Source organism: Pseudochrobactrum kiredjianiae (assembly GCF_030362795.1).
Taxonomy (GTDB): Bacteria; Pseudomonadota; Alphaproteobacteria; order Rhizobiales; family Rhizobiaceae; genus Pseudochrobactrum; species Pseudochrobactrum kiredjianiae.
This window is the reverse complement of the sequence record NZ_JAUCBM010000001.1, coordinates 1112209-1128935: the sequence shown is the minus strand read 5'-3', so window position 1 is coordinate 1128935 and position 16727 is coordinate 1112209. Positions and strand designations below refer to the sequence as shown.

18 protein-coding genes are annotated in these 16727 nt (G+C 51.0%); 4 read left to right on the top strand and 14 right to left on the bottom strand.

The features are described 5' to 3' along the window. The first annotated feature begins 78 nt into the window (after positions 1-78). Complete coding sequence (locus QUF18_RS04975) at positions 79-564, top strand: peroxiredoxin (protein ID WP_289385786.1); 486 nt, start codon at positions 79-81, stop codon at positions 562-564. A gap of 48 nt (positions 565-612) precedes the next feature. Here the strand turns inward: QUF18_RS04975 and QUF18_RS04970 are convergent, their stop codons facing one another. The 12 genes from QUF18_RS04970 to coxB form a co-directional block, all read right to left on the bottom strand. Continuing rightward, the gene (locus QUF18_RS04970; RefSeq protein WP_289385785.1) at positions 613-1014 is read right to left on the bottom strand and encodes a DUF3995 domain-containing protein; all 402 of its coding nucleotides are present in this window, start codon (positions 1012-1014) and stop codon (positions 613-615) included. A gap of 11 nt (positions 1015-1025) precedes the next feature. After that, complete coding sequence (gene rnhA, locus QUF18_RS04965) at positions 1026-1466, bottom strand: ribonuclease HI (protein WP_289385783.1); 441 nt, start codon at positions 1464-1466, stop codon at positions 1026-1028. A 47-nt stretch (positions 1467-1513) separates the two neighbouring features. After that, positions 1514-2473, bottom strand: a complete 960-nt coding sequence (locus QUF18_RS04960) for a homoserine kinase (RefSeq protein ID WP_289385781.1) — start codon at positions 2471-2473, stop codon at positions 1514-1516. Between the two features lie 57 nt (positions 2474-2530). Further along, positions 2531-3532 (bottom strand): 4-hydroxy-3-methylbut-2-enyl diphosphate reductase, encoded by a 1002-nt coding sequence (ispH, locus tag QUF18_RS04955; protein ID WP_289385779.1) that lies wholly within the window; start codon positions 3530-3532, stop codon positions 2531-2533. 111 nt (positions 3533-3643) lie between these two features. Beyond that, a complete protein-coding gene (locus tag QUF18_RS04950; protein WP_289385776.1) occupies positions 3644-4408 on the bottom strand; it encodes an SURF1 family protein in 765 nt (254 codons plus the stop codon). Then, entirely contained in the window at positions 4405-4797 is a 393-nt protein-coding gene (locus QUF18_RS04945) for a DUF983 domain-containing protein (RefSeq protein ID WP_289385774.1), read from the bottom strand. Before QUF18_RS04945 ends, QUF18_RS04950 begins: the two co-directional genes overlap by 4 nt. Positions 4798-4931: 134 nt before the next feature. Beyond that, entirely contained in the window at positions 4932-5810 is an 879-nt protein-coding gene (locus QUF18_RS04940) for a cytochrome c oxidase subunit 3 (RefSeq protein WP_289385772.1), read from the bottom strand. Between the two features lie 222 nt (positions 5811-6032). Then, on the bottom strand, positions 6033-6710 hold the full coding sequence (locus tag QUF18_RS04935) for a cytochrome c oxidase assembly protein (protein ID WP_289385769.1): 678 nt from the start codon (positions 6708-6710) through the stop codon (positions 6033-6035). 46 nt (positions 6711-6756) lie between these two features. After that, positions 6757-6921, bottom strand: a complete 165-nt coding sequence (locus QUF18_RS04930; RefSeq protein WP_289385766.1) for a cytochrome c oxidase system small membrane protein — start codon at positions 6919-6921, stop codon at positions 6757-6759. Between the two features lie 14 nt (positions 6922-6935). Further along, positions 6936-7889 (bottom strand): heme o synthase, encoded by a 954-nt coding sequence (locus QUF18_RS04925; protein ID WP_289385764.1) that lies wholly within the window; start codon positions 7887-7889, stop codon positions 6936-6938. 343 nt (positions 7890-8232) lie between these two features. Continuing rightward, positions 8233-9915 carry a cytochrome c oxidase subunit I gene (ctaD, locus tag QUF18_RS04920; RefSeq protein ID WP_289385762.1) on the bottom strand — a complete coding sequence of 561 codons (1683 nt, stop codon included), beginning with the start codon at positions 9913-9915 and terminating at the stop codon, positions 8233-8235. A gap of 188 nt (positions 9916-10103) precedes the next feature. Then, positions 10104-10973 carry a cytochrome c oxidase subunit II gene (gene coxB / locus QUF18_RS04915; protein ID WP_374806459.1) on the bottom strand — a complete coding sequence of 290 codons (870 nt, stop codon included), beginning with the start codon at positions 10971-10973 and terminating at the stop codon, positions 10104-10106. 829 nt (positions 10974-11802) lie between these two features. Here coxB and QUF18_RS04910 point away from each other — a divergent pair. The 3 genes from QUF18_RS04910 to QUF18_RS04900 all read left to right on the top strand — a co-directional run bounded on the left by QUF18_RS04910 (position 11803) and on the right by QUF18_RS04900 (position 14697). Continuing rightward, complete coding sequence (locus QUF18_RS04910; protein WP_289385759.1) at positions 11803-12360, top strand: invasion associated locus B family protein; 558 nt, start codon at positions 11803-11805, stop codon at positions 12358-12360. Positions 12361-12517: 157 nt separating this feature from the next. Then, complete coding sequence (tldD, locus tag QUF18_RS04905) at positions 12518-13945, top strand: metalloprotease TldD (RefSeq protein ID WP_289385758.1); 1428 nt, start codon at positions 12518-12520, stop codon at positions 13943-13945. 2 nt (positions 13946-13947) lie between these two features. Further along, positions 13948-14697 (top strand): SDR family oxidoreductase, encoded by a 750-nt coding sequence (locus QUF18_RS04900; RefSeq protein WP_289385755.1) that lies wholly within the window; start codon positions 13948-13950, stop codon positions 14695-14697. An 18-nt stretch (positions 14698-14715) separates the two neighbouring features. Here the strand turns inward: QUF18_RS04900 and QUF18_RS04895 are convergent, their stop codons facing one another. Next, the gene (locus QUF18_RS04895) at positions 14716-15945 is read right to left on the bottom strand and encodes a class I SAM-dependent RNA methyltransferase (protein WP_289385753.1); all 1230 of its coding nucleotides are present in this window, start codon (positions 15943-15945) and stop codon (positions 14716-14718) included. Then, the gene (locus tag QUF18_RS04890; RefSeq protein ID WP_289385751.1) at positions 15945-16724 is read right to left on the bottom strand and encodes a TlyA family RNA methyltransferase; all 780 of its coding nucleotides are present in this window, start codon (positions 16722-16724) and stop codon (positions 15945-15947) included. Before QUF18_RS04890 ends, QUF18_RS04895 begins: the two co-directional genes overlap by 1 nt. Positions 16725-16727: the final 3 nt, after the last annotated feature.

Genomic DNA, 16727 nt, shown 5'->3' with positions numbered 1-16727 from the left:
CGCTTTCGTAAAAGCAGCACTGAGGCTATGTATAATGCGACTATCGATTATTGATAATCTGTATGAAGGAGAACAGACATGGCCATTCAGATCGGAGATAAACTGCCAGCAGCAAGCTTCAAAGTTAAAACTGCTGACGGCGTTAAAGACGTCACCACCGATGACGTTTTTCAGGGTAAAAAAGTTGTTCTCTTCGCTGTTCCGGGTGCCTTTACCCCGACATGCACGCTGAACCATCTGCCAGGCTATCTGGCTAATTACGATGCTCTGATCGCCAAAGGCGTAGACACAGTAGCCGTCGTTTCCGTCAACGATGTGCATGTCATGGGCGCATGGGCAAAGGCAACTGAGGGCGAAGGCAAGATCGTCTATCTCTCCGATGGCATCGGCGCATTCACTAAAGCAGCCGGTCTTGATATCGACCTGTCCGGCGGTGGTCTCGGCGTGCGCTCCAAGCGCTATTCCGCGCTGATTGAAAACGGCGTTGTTAAGAGCCTCGACATTGAAGAAAATCCGGGCGTTGCCACGGTTTCTTCCGCAGAAGCCATGCTGGAAAAGCTCTGATTATATATAGAAAAGCCCGCTTCGTGCGGGCTTTTTTTATACTCTGAATTAGAGTGAAATATATAAAATACCTGCTGCCAGCAGCAGACAAAGCGGCGAATAGAACCGGCTGTCGTTTCTTGCAAACACGGATGCTGACGGGCGTTTGAAAAAACCAATCAGTTTAAAATCTCCGATTGCCCGTAAAAACAACACCAGTGCCAACAGCCAGCCAAGCGGGCGCAGCACAGTGATATTCTGCACCCCGATGCAGAAAACCAGCACCGCAAAGCAGAACAATGCCAAGGCCACAGCCAATGTACCGGTTTTAGATGGCGTGAACGATCTTTGCCCGTCATCCTTGACCGGAATTGCAGCCGTTTTGCCTGCGTCACCACCCAACGCCCAATAAATATGGATGGCAGACAGAATAAGAAAAATCGCGCTCAGCAGCAGTGCAAGAATAATCATTGTTTCTGCTTTCAGCGTTTTTTGTAAGGTGCCATACCTTCACGCGCAAGTTCATCTGCACGCTCGTTCTCCGGATGCCCCGCATGGCCTTTGACCCAGTGCCACGTCACCTTGTGACTTTTGCGGGCTGCATCGAGCGCCTGCCACAGTTCCGTATTTTTCACGGGTTGTTTCGCAGCGGTTTTCCAGCCATTGCGCTTCCAGCCCTCAATCCATTTAGAAATCCCGTCACGCACATAAACAGAATCCGTATAGAGATCGACCTGACATGGCTCCTTCAGCGCCTGTAGCGCAGATATAGCTGCCATCAATTCCATACGATTATTGGTGGTGTCCGCCTCACCGCCATTCAATTCTTTTCGCGTGCCATTATAATCCAGTATAGCCCCCCATCCTCCGGGACCCGGATTTCCTGAACAGGCACCGTCCGTATAGGCTTTAATTGTCTTCAAGCGGATTACTCACATTACTTTATATTTATTTAGTTGCTGAGGCAGAGTTATTGCCCGTATTCACTGGCCGAGCGCACTTCACGATGAAAACGCATACGGCGTAAATATTCCATCGGGTCTTTCTTGGTAACAAAGCTATCAGCCGGCGTATTAATCCAGTCATAGAGCCTTGTCAGCATAAAGCGCATCGCTGAGCCGTGACATAATAACGGTAAAGCCTGCTGTTCAGCAGCTTCAAGCGGGCGAACAGAATTATAACCGCGCAGCAATGCTGTACCTTTGGTCAGGTTATACGAAAAGTCGCGCTCAAAACACCATGCATTCAGGCAGATTGCCAGATCATAGGCCAGCATATCTGTACAGGCGAAATAGAAGTCGATAATCCCTGACAGGTCTTTGCCAATGAAGAATACGTTGTCGGGAAACATATCCGCATGAATAACACCACGCGGCAAATCCGAAGGCCAGTTCTTTTCCAGATAGGCCAAATCTGCTTCTGTCTGTACGCGTAAACCCGCTTCCACTGCATCGGCATCCGCCATGCATTTTTCCCAAAGCGGTCGCCAGTCTTTCATGGTCAGGCTGTTTTCACGCTCCATAGCAAAGCTCTGACCCGCGACATGCATCTGCGCCATAGCCACACCAAGCGCATAGCAATGTTCTGTTGCCGGTTTGCGCAACCACATGCCTTCCAGAAAAGTCACAATTGCAGAAGGACGACCGGCCAGTTCGCCAATCGCTTCACCATTGTTCTGCACAACAGGCTGCGGGCACTCAATGCCATTGGCAGCAAGATGCTGCATCAGCTTGATGAAAAACGGCAAATCATCGCGATCAACACGCTTTTCATAAAGGGTCAAAATGAATGTACCTGCTGTTGTGCGCAGCAGAAAATTGGAATTCTCAACGCCCTCAGCAATGCCCTTGAAAGACAGCAAAGTACCTATGTCGTAATTTTCCAGATAGGCTGCCAGTTCAATTTCGTTAATATCCGTATAGACAGCCATGCTGGCCTCCCCCTGCCGTCATCTGCGAAATCGCGGCAGTTTGTTTATTTTTGTGTTTTAATGATCGCCGTTCACAAAAGCCATATCCTGCGCCGTCAATTCCACATCACGGATCTGACGATTAACGAGGAAGTTCTCTGTTTCAACGGTGGTAATGGCCAGATCAATGGTGACATCAAAGCGCTGTGAGAATGCATCAATGATCTCATCAACAATGATTTCCGGTGCGGATGCACCTGCGGAAATACCAAGCACCGAAAGATCGCCAAGATTATCCCAGTCGATCTCTTCTGCGCGCTGCACGAGCAGTGAATGACGAGACCCCGAGCGTTCCGCGACTTCCACAAGGCGTTTGGAATTGGAAGAATTTGGCGCCCCGACGATCAGGAACAGGTCACAGCCGGGTGCAGCTTCTTTCACCGCTTCCTGACGATTGGTCGTGGCATAACAGATGGATTCAGCAGCAGGAGCCGTCAGTTGCGGAAAACGCTCCTGCAGCTTGGCAATAATACCGGCAGTATCATCAACGGACAGGGTTGTTTGGGTCACAAAACCGAGGTTTTCAGCATCTTCCGGCTGATATTTTTCAGCGTCTTCAACGGTCTCAATGAGTGAGACTGTGCCTTCCGGCAGTTGCCCCATAGTGCCGATAACCTCAGGATGACCGGAATGGCCGATCAAAATGACATGACGGCCGAGACGCTGATGACGCATGGCCTGCTTGTGGACTTTCGATACCAGCGGGCATGTTGCATCCAGATAAAACAGGTTCTTCGCATCTGCATCTTCCGGCACGGATTTCGGCACGCCATGAGCAGAAAAGACCACCGGCTGATCGCGATGCTCCATCGGAATTTCATCAAGTTCTTCTACGAAAATCGCACCACGTGCCTGAAGGCCTTCAACCACATAGCGGTTATGCACGATCTCATGGCGGACATAAACCGGAGCGCCGTATTTCTTCAGTGCCAGCACAACGATCTGAATGGCACGATCAACACCGGCACAAAATCCACGAGGACCGCACAGGCGGATGGTCAACTTAGGTTTATCAGTCATTGAACTACGAATTTTCCTGTCTTCAAAGCGGCATCGCGACCATAAACCGGCAATGCGCTATAAAACAATCCTGCATTAGCAATTGGGCTTCGCGCCATGCAATGTCAACAGCTATTGCACATCACTGCCGCGTCGTTGACGGAAAATATAAATAAAGGTCACCACCAGCAAAACCAGAGCCAAGCCGAACCATGTACCCGCATATTGTAGATGATTATTAGGCTGTTCCAAAATGGTGATGCCACCAACTGGCAAGCCGCCTGCATTCGGTGCAGCATCTGCATCCACAAAAAAACCGACAAAATCATGCTCTTTGGAAAGCGGGCTGTTCTCCATCATCATGCCCCAGTCTTTCCAGTAATAGAGCTTTTTCGCAGGCTCATTATCCGGCAGATAGAAAGAAGGCTTGGTAAGCAGCGGATCACGCGCCAGACCGGTGATGGTAACCTCGCCAGTCACTTGCCCCTCAGTGCGCGTCGCTGGGTTTTGTTTCTCATAGGGCACAAAACCACGATTGACTAAAATAGCCCGACCATCATCAAGCAGCAGCGGCGTATAGACCGCATAGCCGGGCGCACCTTTAAAGGTGGTGAAAAAATACTGCTCCTCATCATGACGGAACATGCCGCTCAGTTTCACCGGCAGATAATCTACACTATTGCCTTGTGCGAATTCGGCTTCAATTTCAGACAAAGCCCATGGTGCAGAATGCGTTCGTGCTTCGATCTGTGCAATCAGCTGCTCTTTCCAGAACAGGCGCTGTGTCTGCCAAATACCTAATGTGACAAGGATGGCAAAGACAATACCACTGCAAAGCAACAACAGCCATGGGAAGCGTTTCACGGATTGCGCCGAAATATTCTGCGCCTTACTCATTCCCGCCCCCGTTTATCAAGCTGCCCTGATGCCGCCTTATGCTTATATTGCAAAGTAATCAAAACGCCTTTCATCCAGCGCGTCAGCACCAGACCAATCAGAATTGCCAGCGGAATCCAGATGATAAAATGCAACCACAGCGGCAGCTGATAGTTCACTTCAGCCCAGAGCGCCAAAGCCGTTACAATAAAACCATCCAGCAGCAGCACGAATACCACCGGCCCGTCGCCGGAATCCGCGAAACCGTAATCCAGTTCGCAGACCTCACAGCGCTTTGCCAGTTTCAGATAACCATTGAACAATGCGCCCTGCCCGCAACGCGGACAACGCGCTTTGATGCCGGCTGCGATCGGCTCCACAGGAGGATACAAACTGTCTTCATTACGCATATTATATCCTTTCTGCTCGATCTGATGCCATACCAGTAGGATAGAAAAAGCGCCGCTGGCTTTCGTTCCCGCGACGCTTTTATTCTTACCTCAACTCGGGAACACCGGCATAGCACGGCTCTCCCGAAGCGTAATCAATGCACGGCAATCGGTGCGCCCCATGAACCCCAAACATAAATGCTGAAGAACAGGAACAACCAAACAACGTCCACAAAATGCCAGTACCATGCGGCGGCTTCCAGACCGAAATGGTTCTTTGGTGTGAAATCTCCGCGAATGGAACGGATCAGACAGACCGCAAGAAAGATTGTGCCAATTATAACATGGAAACCATGAAAACCGGTCGCCATGAAGAATGTTGCACCATAAACGGAATCTTTGAATGCAAATGGTGCATAAACATATTCATAGGCCTGCACGCAGGAAAACAGCACACCGAGAGCAACGGTCAGCGCCAGTCCCCAGACCAGACCTTTGCGATCATTATGCAGCAGAGCATGATGTGCCCATGTCAATGTTGTACCGGAGAGCAGCAAGATTACTGTATTATACAATGGCAGGTGCAGCGGATCGAGAACTTCCATGCCTTTTGGAGGCCACTGACCGCCGGTGAATTCCGCACGCATCACCTGATGCACTTCATTCGGGAACAGGCTGGCATCGAAAAACGCCCAAAACCAGGCCACGAAGAACATCACCTCAGAGGCAATGAACATGATCATGCCATAGCGCAGATGGATGGAAACCACGCGCGTGTGATGGCCTTCTTTGCCTTCACGGATCGTGTCTGACCACCAGCCATACATGCAGTAGAGAATGATCGCGAGGCCGATGAAGAACAGCCATGGCGTTACAAAATTAATCCCAAACAAGTGCAGCTCACCGGCATTGAGGTAACGCATATAAGCAATACCACCAATAGCCAGCACGAATGCACCAACTGAACTCAGAAACGGCCACGGACTGGGCGCTATAATATGGTAGTCGTGGTTCTTCTGATGAGTATCTGCCATGTCATTCCCCCTTAAGGTTTATGCCCCAAGGCTCCTCTGTTTATTTTTGTTCAGGTTGCGACCGGACTTAACTCCGGCAAACACCCCGCCTTGTTTTATTCAGCACATCAAACGCTCTGTTTTTAACTTAACGCGCATTCGTGTGTAGGAAGCATAATTCTTGTAACCATAGTCTTGATGCAGTTCACTTTTCCGCGCACCGCAGCATGTTGTCGCGGGATATTACCCCTGCGGTTTTAAAGGCGATACGAGTTCAGCTTTTTTCTGCACATCAACCGGCTTGATCGCCGCATTGGCAGGCTCTTTATCAAGCGGGAAAAAAGTATAGGACAAAGTGATCGTCTTCAGACCTTTCAGGTCTTTTTCTTTAACAATATCCGGATCGACAAAGAACATCACCGGCATTTCCATGGTTTCACCGGCAGCAAGTGTTGTGTCGGTAAAGCAGAAACACTGAACCTTGTTGAAGTAAGAACCCGTCAGATCAGGCGAGACATTAAAAGTTGCACGTCCTGCGGTCGGACGATCTGAAAGATTTTTCGCTTCATAATTGATAATTGTCGTCTCGCCGATACGCACAGTGACTTCGCGCTGCACCGGCTTGAAATCCCACGGCAAACCACCGGAGACATTCGCATCAAAGCGTACTTTAACCGTCTGATCGAGGATGGTGTCGGACATCTGCTCAACGCGCTGCGTTGTGCCGCCATAACCGGTCACCTGACAGAACATCTGATAGAGCGGCACGGCCGCATAGGCCACACCGATCATTGCAACAAAGAAACTCGCGCAGGATAAAGCGACAATACGATTGGAACGCTGGTCGCGTGCTTTTTCAGCAGCAGAATTTGCAGCTGTATTTTCCTGTATTGTTTCCGTTTTCTCTGGCTTCTCTATCATTGCCTATGCCGCCTCCCCGCAGCTTAAAACGCAGATATCCCTCCGATTACATCGGACGAACCAACACTCCGGGTCCAAGTTTAACCCATGTAGCGATATAAACAATCAGCACGAATGCCGCTAAAGCCAGCGCCAAAGCAACCGAGCGACTGCGCTGTGCTTTCTTCTGCTTTTCCGTCTGCGTAATCAGTTCGATATCGGTATTTGGCATTTTTTCCGCCATCATCATCCCCCTATCACAGGCAGTATTTTGGCAACCAGTGCTTCTGCAAGCAAGATGCAGAACAAGGCAGACAAATAGACCAGCGAAAATTTAAACAATGCACGTGCAGCGCGCATCTGCTCTTCATGCTGCGGTGCCATCCACAATTGCACCGCGCGCCAGATAAAAATCGCGCCAAGCAAAGTCGAAAGTACACCATAGACATGGCCGCCAAAACCGAGAAACCAAGGCAATACGCCAACCGGCGCCACGATCAGCGAATAGACCACAATCTGCAAGCGTGTGGACTTTTCACCCTTCACATTCGGCATCATCGGCACATTCGCCGCTTCATAATCACCGGACATAAACAGTGACAACGCCCAAAAATGCGGCGGTGTCCACAGGAAGATGATCAGAAACAGCACAACGCTTTCAATCGAAACCGAACCGGTTGCCGCAGCCCAGCCGATCATAGGCGGGAAGGCACCGGCAGCACCACCGATCACAATATTCTGCGGTGTCGAGCGTTTCAGCCACATCGTGTAGACAACGCTGTAGAAGAAAATCGTAAAGGCCAGCAGCGCGGCGGAGAGCCAGTTAATCAGCAACCCGAGGGTCATCACCGAGAAAACAGACAGCGTAATACCATAGGCCAGCACTGTTTCTTCACGAACCAGACCCGCAGGGATCGGCCGGTTTTTCGTACGCTTCATGATCCGGTCAATATCCGCATCATACCACATATTCAATGCGCCGGACGCACCGCCGCCGATTGCAATACAAAGAATAGCAATTGCCGCCAAAATCGGATTCATATGGCCAGGCGCTACAATCAACCCGACAAAACCTGTGAACACCACCAGCGACATCACACGCGGTTTCAGCAGCGCGATATAATCAGCCGCGCTGGCTTCCGACAGGTGTATTTGCTGGCCGGACGAACCGGAAATATTATTTTTCTCAACCAGAGACATTATCTGTATCTGCCCTTATTCAATTATTCCGGCTCAAACCGGTACCAGTCTCAAGACCGGTAATTCTTTTAAAACGAATGTCGCACTCTGCTTCAGAAATTGCTGAGACAGGCATTAACGCCCGATATCTCAACAATACGGTCTATTTGCCCGCGCAACTTTTGCAACACTCTTGGTGCGTGAAGCGCTAATGCTGCCTCTATACACCCAAATCCCCTGATGCACATCCGTCATAGTTTAGGAAATTCATAAATAGCTGAAAAGTGAACAGCCCTATCAATTTCATAAGCCATGCTTGGTAGGCTTTGCGGGCGGCGGCACTATTGTCGCCGCCCGCAGAATATTACTTCACGTGCGGAAGCTGTTCCCACTGGTGATAAGGCGGCGGGGATGACAGCTGCCATTCCAGTGTCGTCGCGCCTTCACCCCAAGGATTAGCACTGGCAACGCGCTTTTTCGCAAAAGCCTCGAACACGCCATAGAGGAAAACCAGCACCGCAAAACCGGAAATATAAGAGCCGTAAGACGACACCATGTTCCAGCCTGTATAGGCATCAGGATAATCGATATAGCGACGCGGCATACCGGCAAGGCCAAGGAAATGCTGCGGGAAAAACACCAGATTCACACCGATAAATGTGAGCCAGAAGTGAATTTTACCGATTGTCTCATTGTACATATAGCCGAACATTTTCGGGAACCAGTAATACCAGCCCGCAAAAATAGCGAAGACAGCACCCAGCGACAGCACATAATGGAAGTGTGCAACCACATAATAAGTATCGTGTAATGCGCGGTCGAGACCAGCATTAGCCAGCTGCACACCAGTCATACCACCAATGGTAAACATGAAGATGAAGCCGATTGCCCACATCATTGGTGTGCGGAAATCAATCGATCCACCCCACATTGTCGCGATCCATGAGAAGATCTTAATGCCGGTCGGCACCGCAATCACCATAGTTGCGAATACGAAATAGCGCTGTGTATCGAGCGACAGACCCACCGTATACATATGGTGCGCCCAGACCACGAAACCGACCACGCCGATCGCAACCATAGCATAGGCCATGCCGAGATAACCAAAGATCGGCTTCTTGGAGAAGGTCGAAATAACATGGCTGACAATACCAAAGCCCGGCAGGATCAGAATATACACTTCAGGGTGACCGAAGAACCAGAACAGATGCTGATACAGGATCGGATCACCGCCGCCTTCCGGTGCGAAGAATGCGGTCGCAAAGTTGCGGTCAGTCAGCAGCATGGTGATAGCACCAGCGAGAACCGGCAGCGACAACAGCAGCAGGAATGCAGTAACCAATACCGACCAAGCGAAAAGCGGCATTTTATGCAGAGTCATGCCCGGCGCACGCATATTCAGAATGGTGGTGATGAAGTTGATTGCACCGAGAATTGATGACGCACCGGAAATATGGATCGACAGGATCGCGAAATCAACAGCAGGTCCCGGCTGACCGGATGTGGATAGCGGCGGATAAAGCGTCCAGCCGCCACCTGCGCCCCAGCCACCGGCTGGACCCGGCACGAAGAAGGAAATCAGCAGCAACAATAATGCCGGAGGCAACAGCCAGAACGAAATATTGTTCATACGCGGGAACGCCATATCCGGCGCACCAATCATCAGTGGGATCATCCAGTTGGCAAAGCCGCCGATCAGCGCCGGCATTACCATGAAGAAGATCATAATCAGCGCATGCATAGAGGTAAACACGTTGAACATATGCTTACCGGCATCCAATGCCGCATCGCCTTCAACGCCATAAACCATTGCCGCCAGACCATGAAAAATCTGGATGCCAGGCTCTTGCAGCTCGGCACGCATTGCAATCGACAATGCGCCACCGATAATACCGGAAATAATCGCAAAGATCAGATAGAGCGTACCGATATCTTTGTGATTGGTCGAATATACCCAACGAACCCAGCCATGTGGCTTGTGGTCATCGTGGTCTGCCTCGCTATGAGAGGCGCCCTTTCGGGTATCGTGAGCTGAAGTCCCAGCCATAAGATTGCTCCCGTTCTCAATGAATACCGGATGTTCCTCATCGGGAACCCAAACGGGTATTCTGAAACATTGAATTACCACATGAGCATCATCTTAAATCATATTTGATTTTTAAGAGACCCTGCGGTGCATGACCTGCAAAAACTTAAACGCCTGACGAAGATTTATTGCCTGCGTCAGGCTTATAGTCAGTTTCCGGCAACAGTCACGGTTTTACTGTCATTTTCGATGGCTGCCATCAGCGCTTTATTCGCACCGCTAACATCAGATTTTGCCGCTGCAAACCATGCATCGTAACGCTCCTGAGAAACGACACGCACAGCAATCGGCATGAAAGCATGATCTTTACCGCACAATTCTGAACACTGGCCGTAATACAGCCCTTCACGGGCAGCTTTAAACCATGTCTCGTTATTGCGTCCCGGAATACCATCCATCTTAACACCGAATGCAGGCATAGCCCATGAATGGATAACATCGGCAGCAGTAACAAGCAGACGCACAGTCGTATCTACCGGAACTACAACTTCATTATCGACGGCCAGAAGACGCGGATAAGCCGCTAAATCTTCCTTACCGGCGCTCGCGCGGTCTTCATCCTTCAGCAAAAGTGCATCAAAAGAAAGCGGATCATCTGTCTGATATTCATAGCCCCAATACCACTGATAGCCTGTCGCTTTGACAGTTATCTTCGGATCATCAGGCGAATATTGCGCAGTCAGCAACTGGAAAGACGGGATCGCCAGAAACAGCAGGATAATCACCGGCCCCAGCGTCCAGATGACTTCAATTGTTGTATTATGGCTGGTTTTCGAGGCTACCGGATTGGCACTCTTACGAAAACGGACAATACACCACAACAACAGCACCATCACAAGAACTGTCACCGGAATGATGAACAACAGAGAATATTGTTCAAACCAATGAATCTGATCAGCAATTTTTGTTGCAGGATCCTGCCAGCTCAACTGCCAGTCAACCGGCTTATCAGCCAAAGCGCCTGCTACAGACGCCAAAAGACCGGACATTGCGCCGAATACCACCGCGCTGCCGGTCATAATATGTTTTTTCATCGCAGAATCCTTGCCTGCAACGGCTTTATTTGTGGCAATAACCCTATCCACCAGCATCTTCTCCCGATTATAGTCTTGCCGGTTCATTTCAGACATTGCTCTTCCCTAGCCAATGTCCGGTTCCCCCACCGCACTCACCCCACAGTATAATACCAGACCAAGAAGGCGAAGGTTTTCCCGTGCGGCATTTTTGCGCGTAATTCAACCGGAAATGCCTGCAGCTTTTTACAAGAAGCAAGGCAAAAACTGAGTCCTTCAAAAAGCTAAAACGAGATAATTATTTGAAATCAATGAGTTGAAATTCATACACCTCTATTGATCTTAATTGTCCTTTTTGAAAGTTCAAAAATGATTGAAAATCGCTACTGCTGAGCAAGATTTAAAATATGCAGCTAGTCGCCTGTTTTTACGACGCAAAAGAGAATCAGTTCATAGGCTCATCATATTTGCATTGATCATGATCAAATAAACCAAGCCATGAGTTTGATAGCTGCCCAGCTCTGCCTATGAGACATACCGGCACTTTGAATAAAAAATTCACCTTATGAAAATCGTTCACAGATCAGCGCGGGAAACGCCGCTTCGACCACAGGCAGACAGCGCAGAATGCTGTTTACAATTTGATTTGTACTAAAACTTTACCTTATGCGGTTCAAATTCCGCCATTTTCCATGTACACAGATTGCAAAGCATGGCCTTCTGATTTGCCGCATGCCGGAATTTCAGTGAAGCCTTTCTCTTTATCATTGCTTTCAAAGAATATTTGCGGCTGTATGCCGGAAGTGTTTACCGAGCCGCCAAAGGTACCATAAATATGCGCCACTTCTCCTCTGTCAGCCGTAAAATTGCCGCTGCTCTGCTCGGTGCAGGCCTTATGGCTGTAACCGCTTCTGCTGGTTTTGCTCAATCTGCTCCGCAGCCAGCGGCCGGTGCATCACAGAAAAACGGCACTCTGCGCTCACAGCATGGCGCATGGTCGATCCTATGCGACAAGCCAGCCGGCGCGAAAACTGAACAATGCGCGCTGATCCAGAATGTGATCGCCGCTGATCGCCCAGAGCTTGGCCTTTCGGTTGTGGTTTTGAAAACAGCTGACAATAAAGCCCGTATCCTGCGTGTTCTTGCACCGCTCGGCGTGCTGCTGCCAAACGGTCTCGGCCTCAATGTGGACGGCAAAGATATCGGCCGCGCTTATTTCGTGCGTTGTTTTGAAGATGGTTGCTATGCAGAGGTTATCCTTGATGACGCGCTGATCGAAACACTGCGCAAAGGCAAAGCCGCGACCTTCATCGTGTTCCAGACACCAGAAGAAGGCGTTGGTATTCCTGTGGAATTGCAGGGTTTCAGCGACGGTTTCAACAAGCTGCCATAAGCTGTTTCATCTGATTAAAACGCCGCCGCTCATGTTTTGACGGCGGCGTTTTTATTTTATCCCGCTGCTCGGCTTGTCCCAAAGCCGCAAACTCGCCATATACAAAGAACAATAATCGTCCTGATTAAGGACGCAGCCGCTGTTCCGGAGTAATTTTATGAGTTCCACGACTTCCCGAAGCCTGATTGATGAATTTGATATCAGCCGTGACCAGGTTGAAAAATTGGTAGCTCAGTCGCTCCACGGCAGTGAAGACGGTGAACTTTATCTGGAATATGCGGAATCTGAATCTCTGGTTTTTGATGATGGCCGATTGAAAAACGGTGCCTTCAATCAGGGACAAGGTTTTGGCCTGCGTTGTGTGTCCGGTGAGACGGTCGGCTACGCCCATTCAGGCGAGTTGACCCATAGCGCCTTATTGCGTGCGGCTGATGCGGCCTCTGCGATTTCGCGTAACTCGACAGGCAGCTATAGTGCGGCTCCGCATGGCACAAACCGCCATCTCTATACCGATGTGAACCCGCTTGGCTCACCGACTTTCGATGAAAAAGTCGTGCTGCTCCAGCAGATTGACGGATATTTGCGCGCCAAAGATACCAAAGTGCGTCAGGTCAGTGTCAGTATTGGCGGCTCATGGCAGCAGGTTGAAATTCTGCGTGCAGACGGCCACTTCGTCCGTGATATTCGTCCGATGGTGCGCCTCTCGATTTCCGTGATGGCTGGTCAGGGCGACCGTCAGGAATCCGGATCTTACTCCATGGGCGGCCGCCGTCTGTTTGAAGATTTTATCGCCACCGGTTCATGGCAGCACGCGGCAGATGAAGCCCTGCGTCAGGCTCTGGTTAATCTCGAAGCTATCCCTGCCCCTGCAGGTACATTTGATATTGTGCTATCCAATGGCTGGCCGGGTGTCATGCTGCATGAAGCTGTCGGCCATGGTCTTGAAGGGGACTTCAACCGCAAGAAACTTTCGGCTTTCGCGGGATTGCTGGGGCAACAGGTTGCCGCCAAGGGCGTAACCGTGGTTGATGACGGCACCATTACTGACCGTCGCGGCTCATTGACCATTGATGATGAAGGCACGCCGACCAACAGCACCGTGCTGATCGACGATGGCAAGCTGGTCAATTATATGCAGGATCGCCAGAATGCCCGTCTGATGGGTATGCAGCCGACCGGCAATGGTCGTCGTGAATCTTATGCCCATGCACCAATGCCGCGCATGACCAATACGATGATGCTCTCCGGCGACAAAACACCGGAAGAAATCATCGCTTCTGTTAAAAAAGGCATCTATGCGGTGTCTTTCGGCGGCGGTCAGGTGGACATTACCTCCGGTAAATTCGTGTTTGGTTGCACCGAAGCTTATATGATCGAAGACGGCAAAGTCGGCGCACCGGTTAAAGGTGCGATGCTGATCGGCAATGGTCCTGATGCCATGCATCGCGTGTCGATGATCGGCAATGACAGCAAGCTCGATAATGGCTCGGGCAATTGCGGTAAAGGCGGCCAGTGGGTGCCGGTTGGCGTTGGTCAGCCGCATCTGCGGATGGATCAGATGACTGTTGGCGGCACGGCTGTTTAAACATGAAAAATTTGAATGGGTTAACCGCTGTTATCACCGGTTCCGGCCGTGGTCTTGGCGCTGCAATGGCAATTATACTGGCCGATGCCGGTTCCAAAACTGTGCTCTGCGCCCGCAATCAATCTGCACTCAATGATGTTGCCGGTCAGATTGAAGAGCGCGTTGGCCAGCGCCCTGATCAGGTTGTGGTTGATCTCGCCGATAATGCGAGTATCGGCCGCGCGATCGCACAGATCACTGAAAAATATGACACGATTGATCTGCTGATTAATAATGGCGCAATGTGGCTGGAGGCCAGTGATGAGCCCCATAGCGAGCAGGAAGTGTTCGGCACCATCAATGCCGCTGTCACCGGCAGTTTTCTGTTCACGCAAGGCATGCTGCCACTGCTGAAACGCTCCGCAAGACCGGATATTGTGACCATCGGTTCTATCAGCGCATTGCCAAACGCGCCGCTGCATAGTGTGGCGGTACCGTTTTATGCTGCGAAACATGCACAGGCAGCGATAGCAACAGGCTTGCAGCAAATGCTGCGCGGCACACCTGTGCGCTCACTCTGCGTGCACCCGCCCTATCTCGACGATATTTCACCAGCGGATGCGGAATGGGATGCCATTCCGGAGCGCGCCAAGGGTGAGCGCGCAACCAATCGCGATGTTTGTGAAGCGGTGATGTTTGCGATCACCCGACCGCGCCATATCACTCTGTCTTCAATCACCATTGATACGGATGAAGGCGGGTTGTTCGGCTGAACACCCGCCCTCTCTTGATTATTTCTTCGACAACAGCGCCACGGTTTCCACATGGGATGACCACAGGAACTGATCGACAGGGATGATCTTGTCGATCTTGTAGCCGCCCTTCACCAGAATGGCGAGGTCGCGTGCCAGCGTTACCGGATTACAGGAAACGGCAGCGACTTTAGGCACAGATGATTTCGCAATCTGCATCGCCTGCTCTTCAGCACCCGCACGCGGCGGATCGAAAACCACGCCCTGATAGGCATTGAGATCTTTATAAAGGATCGGACGGCGGAACAGATCGCGTCGCTCATGTGTGACCGGTTTCAGCCCCTGCACATGGCGGATACCACGATCCAGTGCAGCCAATGCCGGTGCGTCGTTTTCTACGGCATGGACAGCCATTGTCTCCGCAATACGCAGAGCAAAAGTACCAACACCGCTAAACAGGTCAGCCGCTTTTTTGACTTTTTTGAAATGCCCGATTACCAGCGCAACCATAGCTTCTTCAGCTTCAATGGTAGCCTGCAAGAAACTCCCGGACGGAATATTCACCGGCACTTTGCCGAACGTAATCAGCGGCTTTTTTGGCTCCAGAATGATTTCACCATCAATGCTAAGACGGGCAAAGCCCAGATCCATCATCAAAGGTGTAAGAATACGACGGGCTGCATCCTCAGGTTTCGGGCAACCGCTCGCGGCCAGATCAAGACCGGATTCCGTATCAGTAACAGTCAGCTTGAACGGCTTTGCACCATCAGCCAGATGAATGGCGACTTTGCGCAGGTCATCCAGACGCGAGATAATCGCCGGGACGGTCACTGCACATTCAGAAATATTAATCAGCTCATGGCTCTGATGACGGTTAAAACCAAGCAGCAAACCGGCTTCGGTTTTGCGGATGGCAAATGTCGCTCGGCGGCGGCTCTGCGGCGCGCAAGGCACCAGGGGAGCCATTTCATATTTCAAGCCGCGACCATCAAGGCTGCTAGCGACCAATGAACGCTTCCACTCCTGATAGGCAGACATTTCCCAATGCTGCAAAGCACAGCCACCGCAATCTTCGAAATGCTTGCATGCAGGTTCCACACGCTGCTCCGATGTTTCCAGCAGCGCCATCAGGCTGGCGCGGTTCTTATCCCGCGCAACATTGGCAACTTCACCCGGAAGGGTAAATGGCACAAAAACCTGACCATCCGGCAACTGGGCAACACCATCACCACCGGCACCCATCGCATTGATTGTGACACGCAAACTCATCAAACATCGTCCTTCACGGCAGAAATTTCGTTTTTCCTGCCTGCTAAAATATATTCCTGATTGCCATCGCCACCGGTAATCGGTGAGGCACAAAATCCTAAAGCCTGCCAGCCGGACTGAGCATTCAGCCAAGCCTGCAAATCCTGCGCAATCTTCTCACCCTGCGACGGGTTTTTGAGAATGCCGCCTTTGCCGATTGCCTCGCGTCCAGCCTCGAATTGCGGCTTCACCAGCAGCAGACACCCGCCACCATCCGCACAAAAGGCAAGCGCATTGGGCAGCGCCAGTTTCAACGAGATAAAGCTGACATCCGAGACAACAATCTCAATCTTGCGTTCCTGCAGATGGCTTACATCCAGCACACGAGCATTCAGCCCCTCGAGATTGGTAACGCGCTTGTCACCACGCAAAGTCTCATGCAACTGGTCATGACCTACATCCACGCAGATCACATGCTCTGCGCCGCGCTCCAGCAATACTTGCGTGAAACCACCGGTAGATGCACCGATATCCAGTGCTGTCTTGCCTGCCACATCAAATCCGAAATGATCGAGCGCAGCCGTCAGTTTCAGCGCCGCACGGGAGACAAAACGGCTCGCCGGATCATCCACCGCCAGTTCAGCCTGTGTCGTCACGATCTGACCGGCTTTCGTGACCACCTGACCATTCACGCGCACAGTACCACGCGCCACCGCATCGCGGGCACGTGAACGCGAGGCAAACAGCCCGCGCTCCACCAGCGCCTGATCTAGGCGTATCTTATCTGTCTTTTCATTCATGCT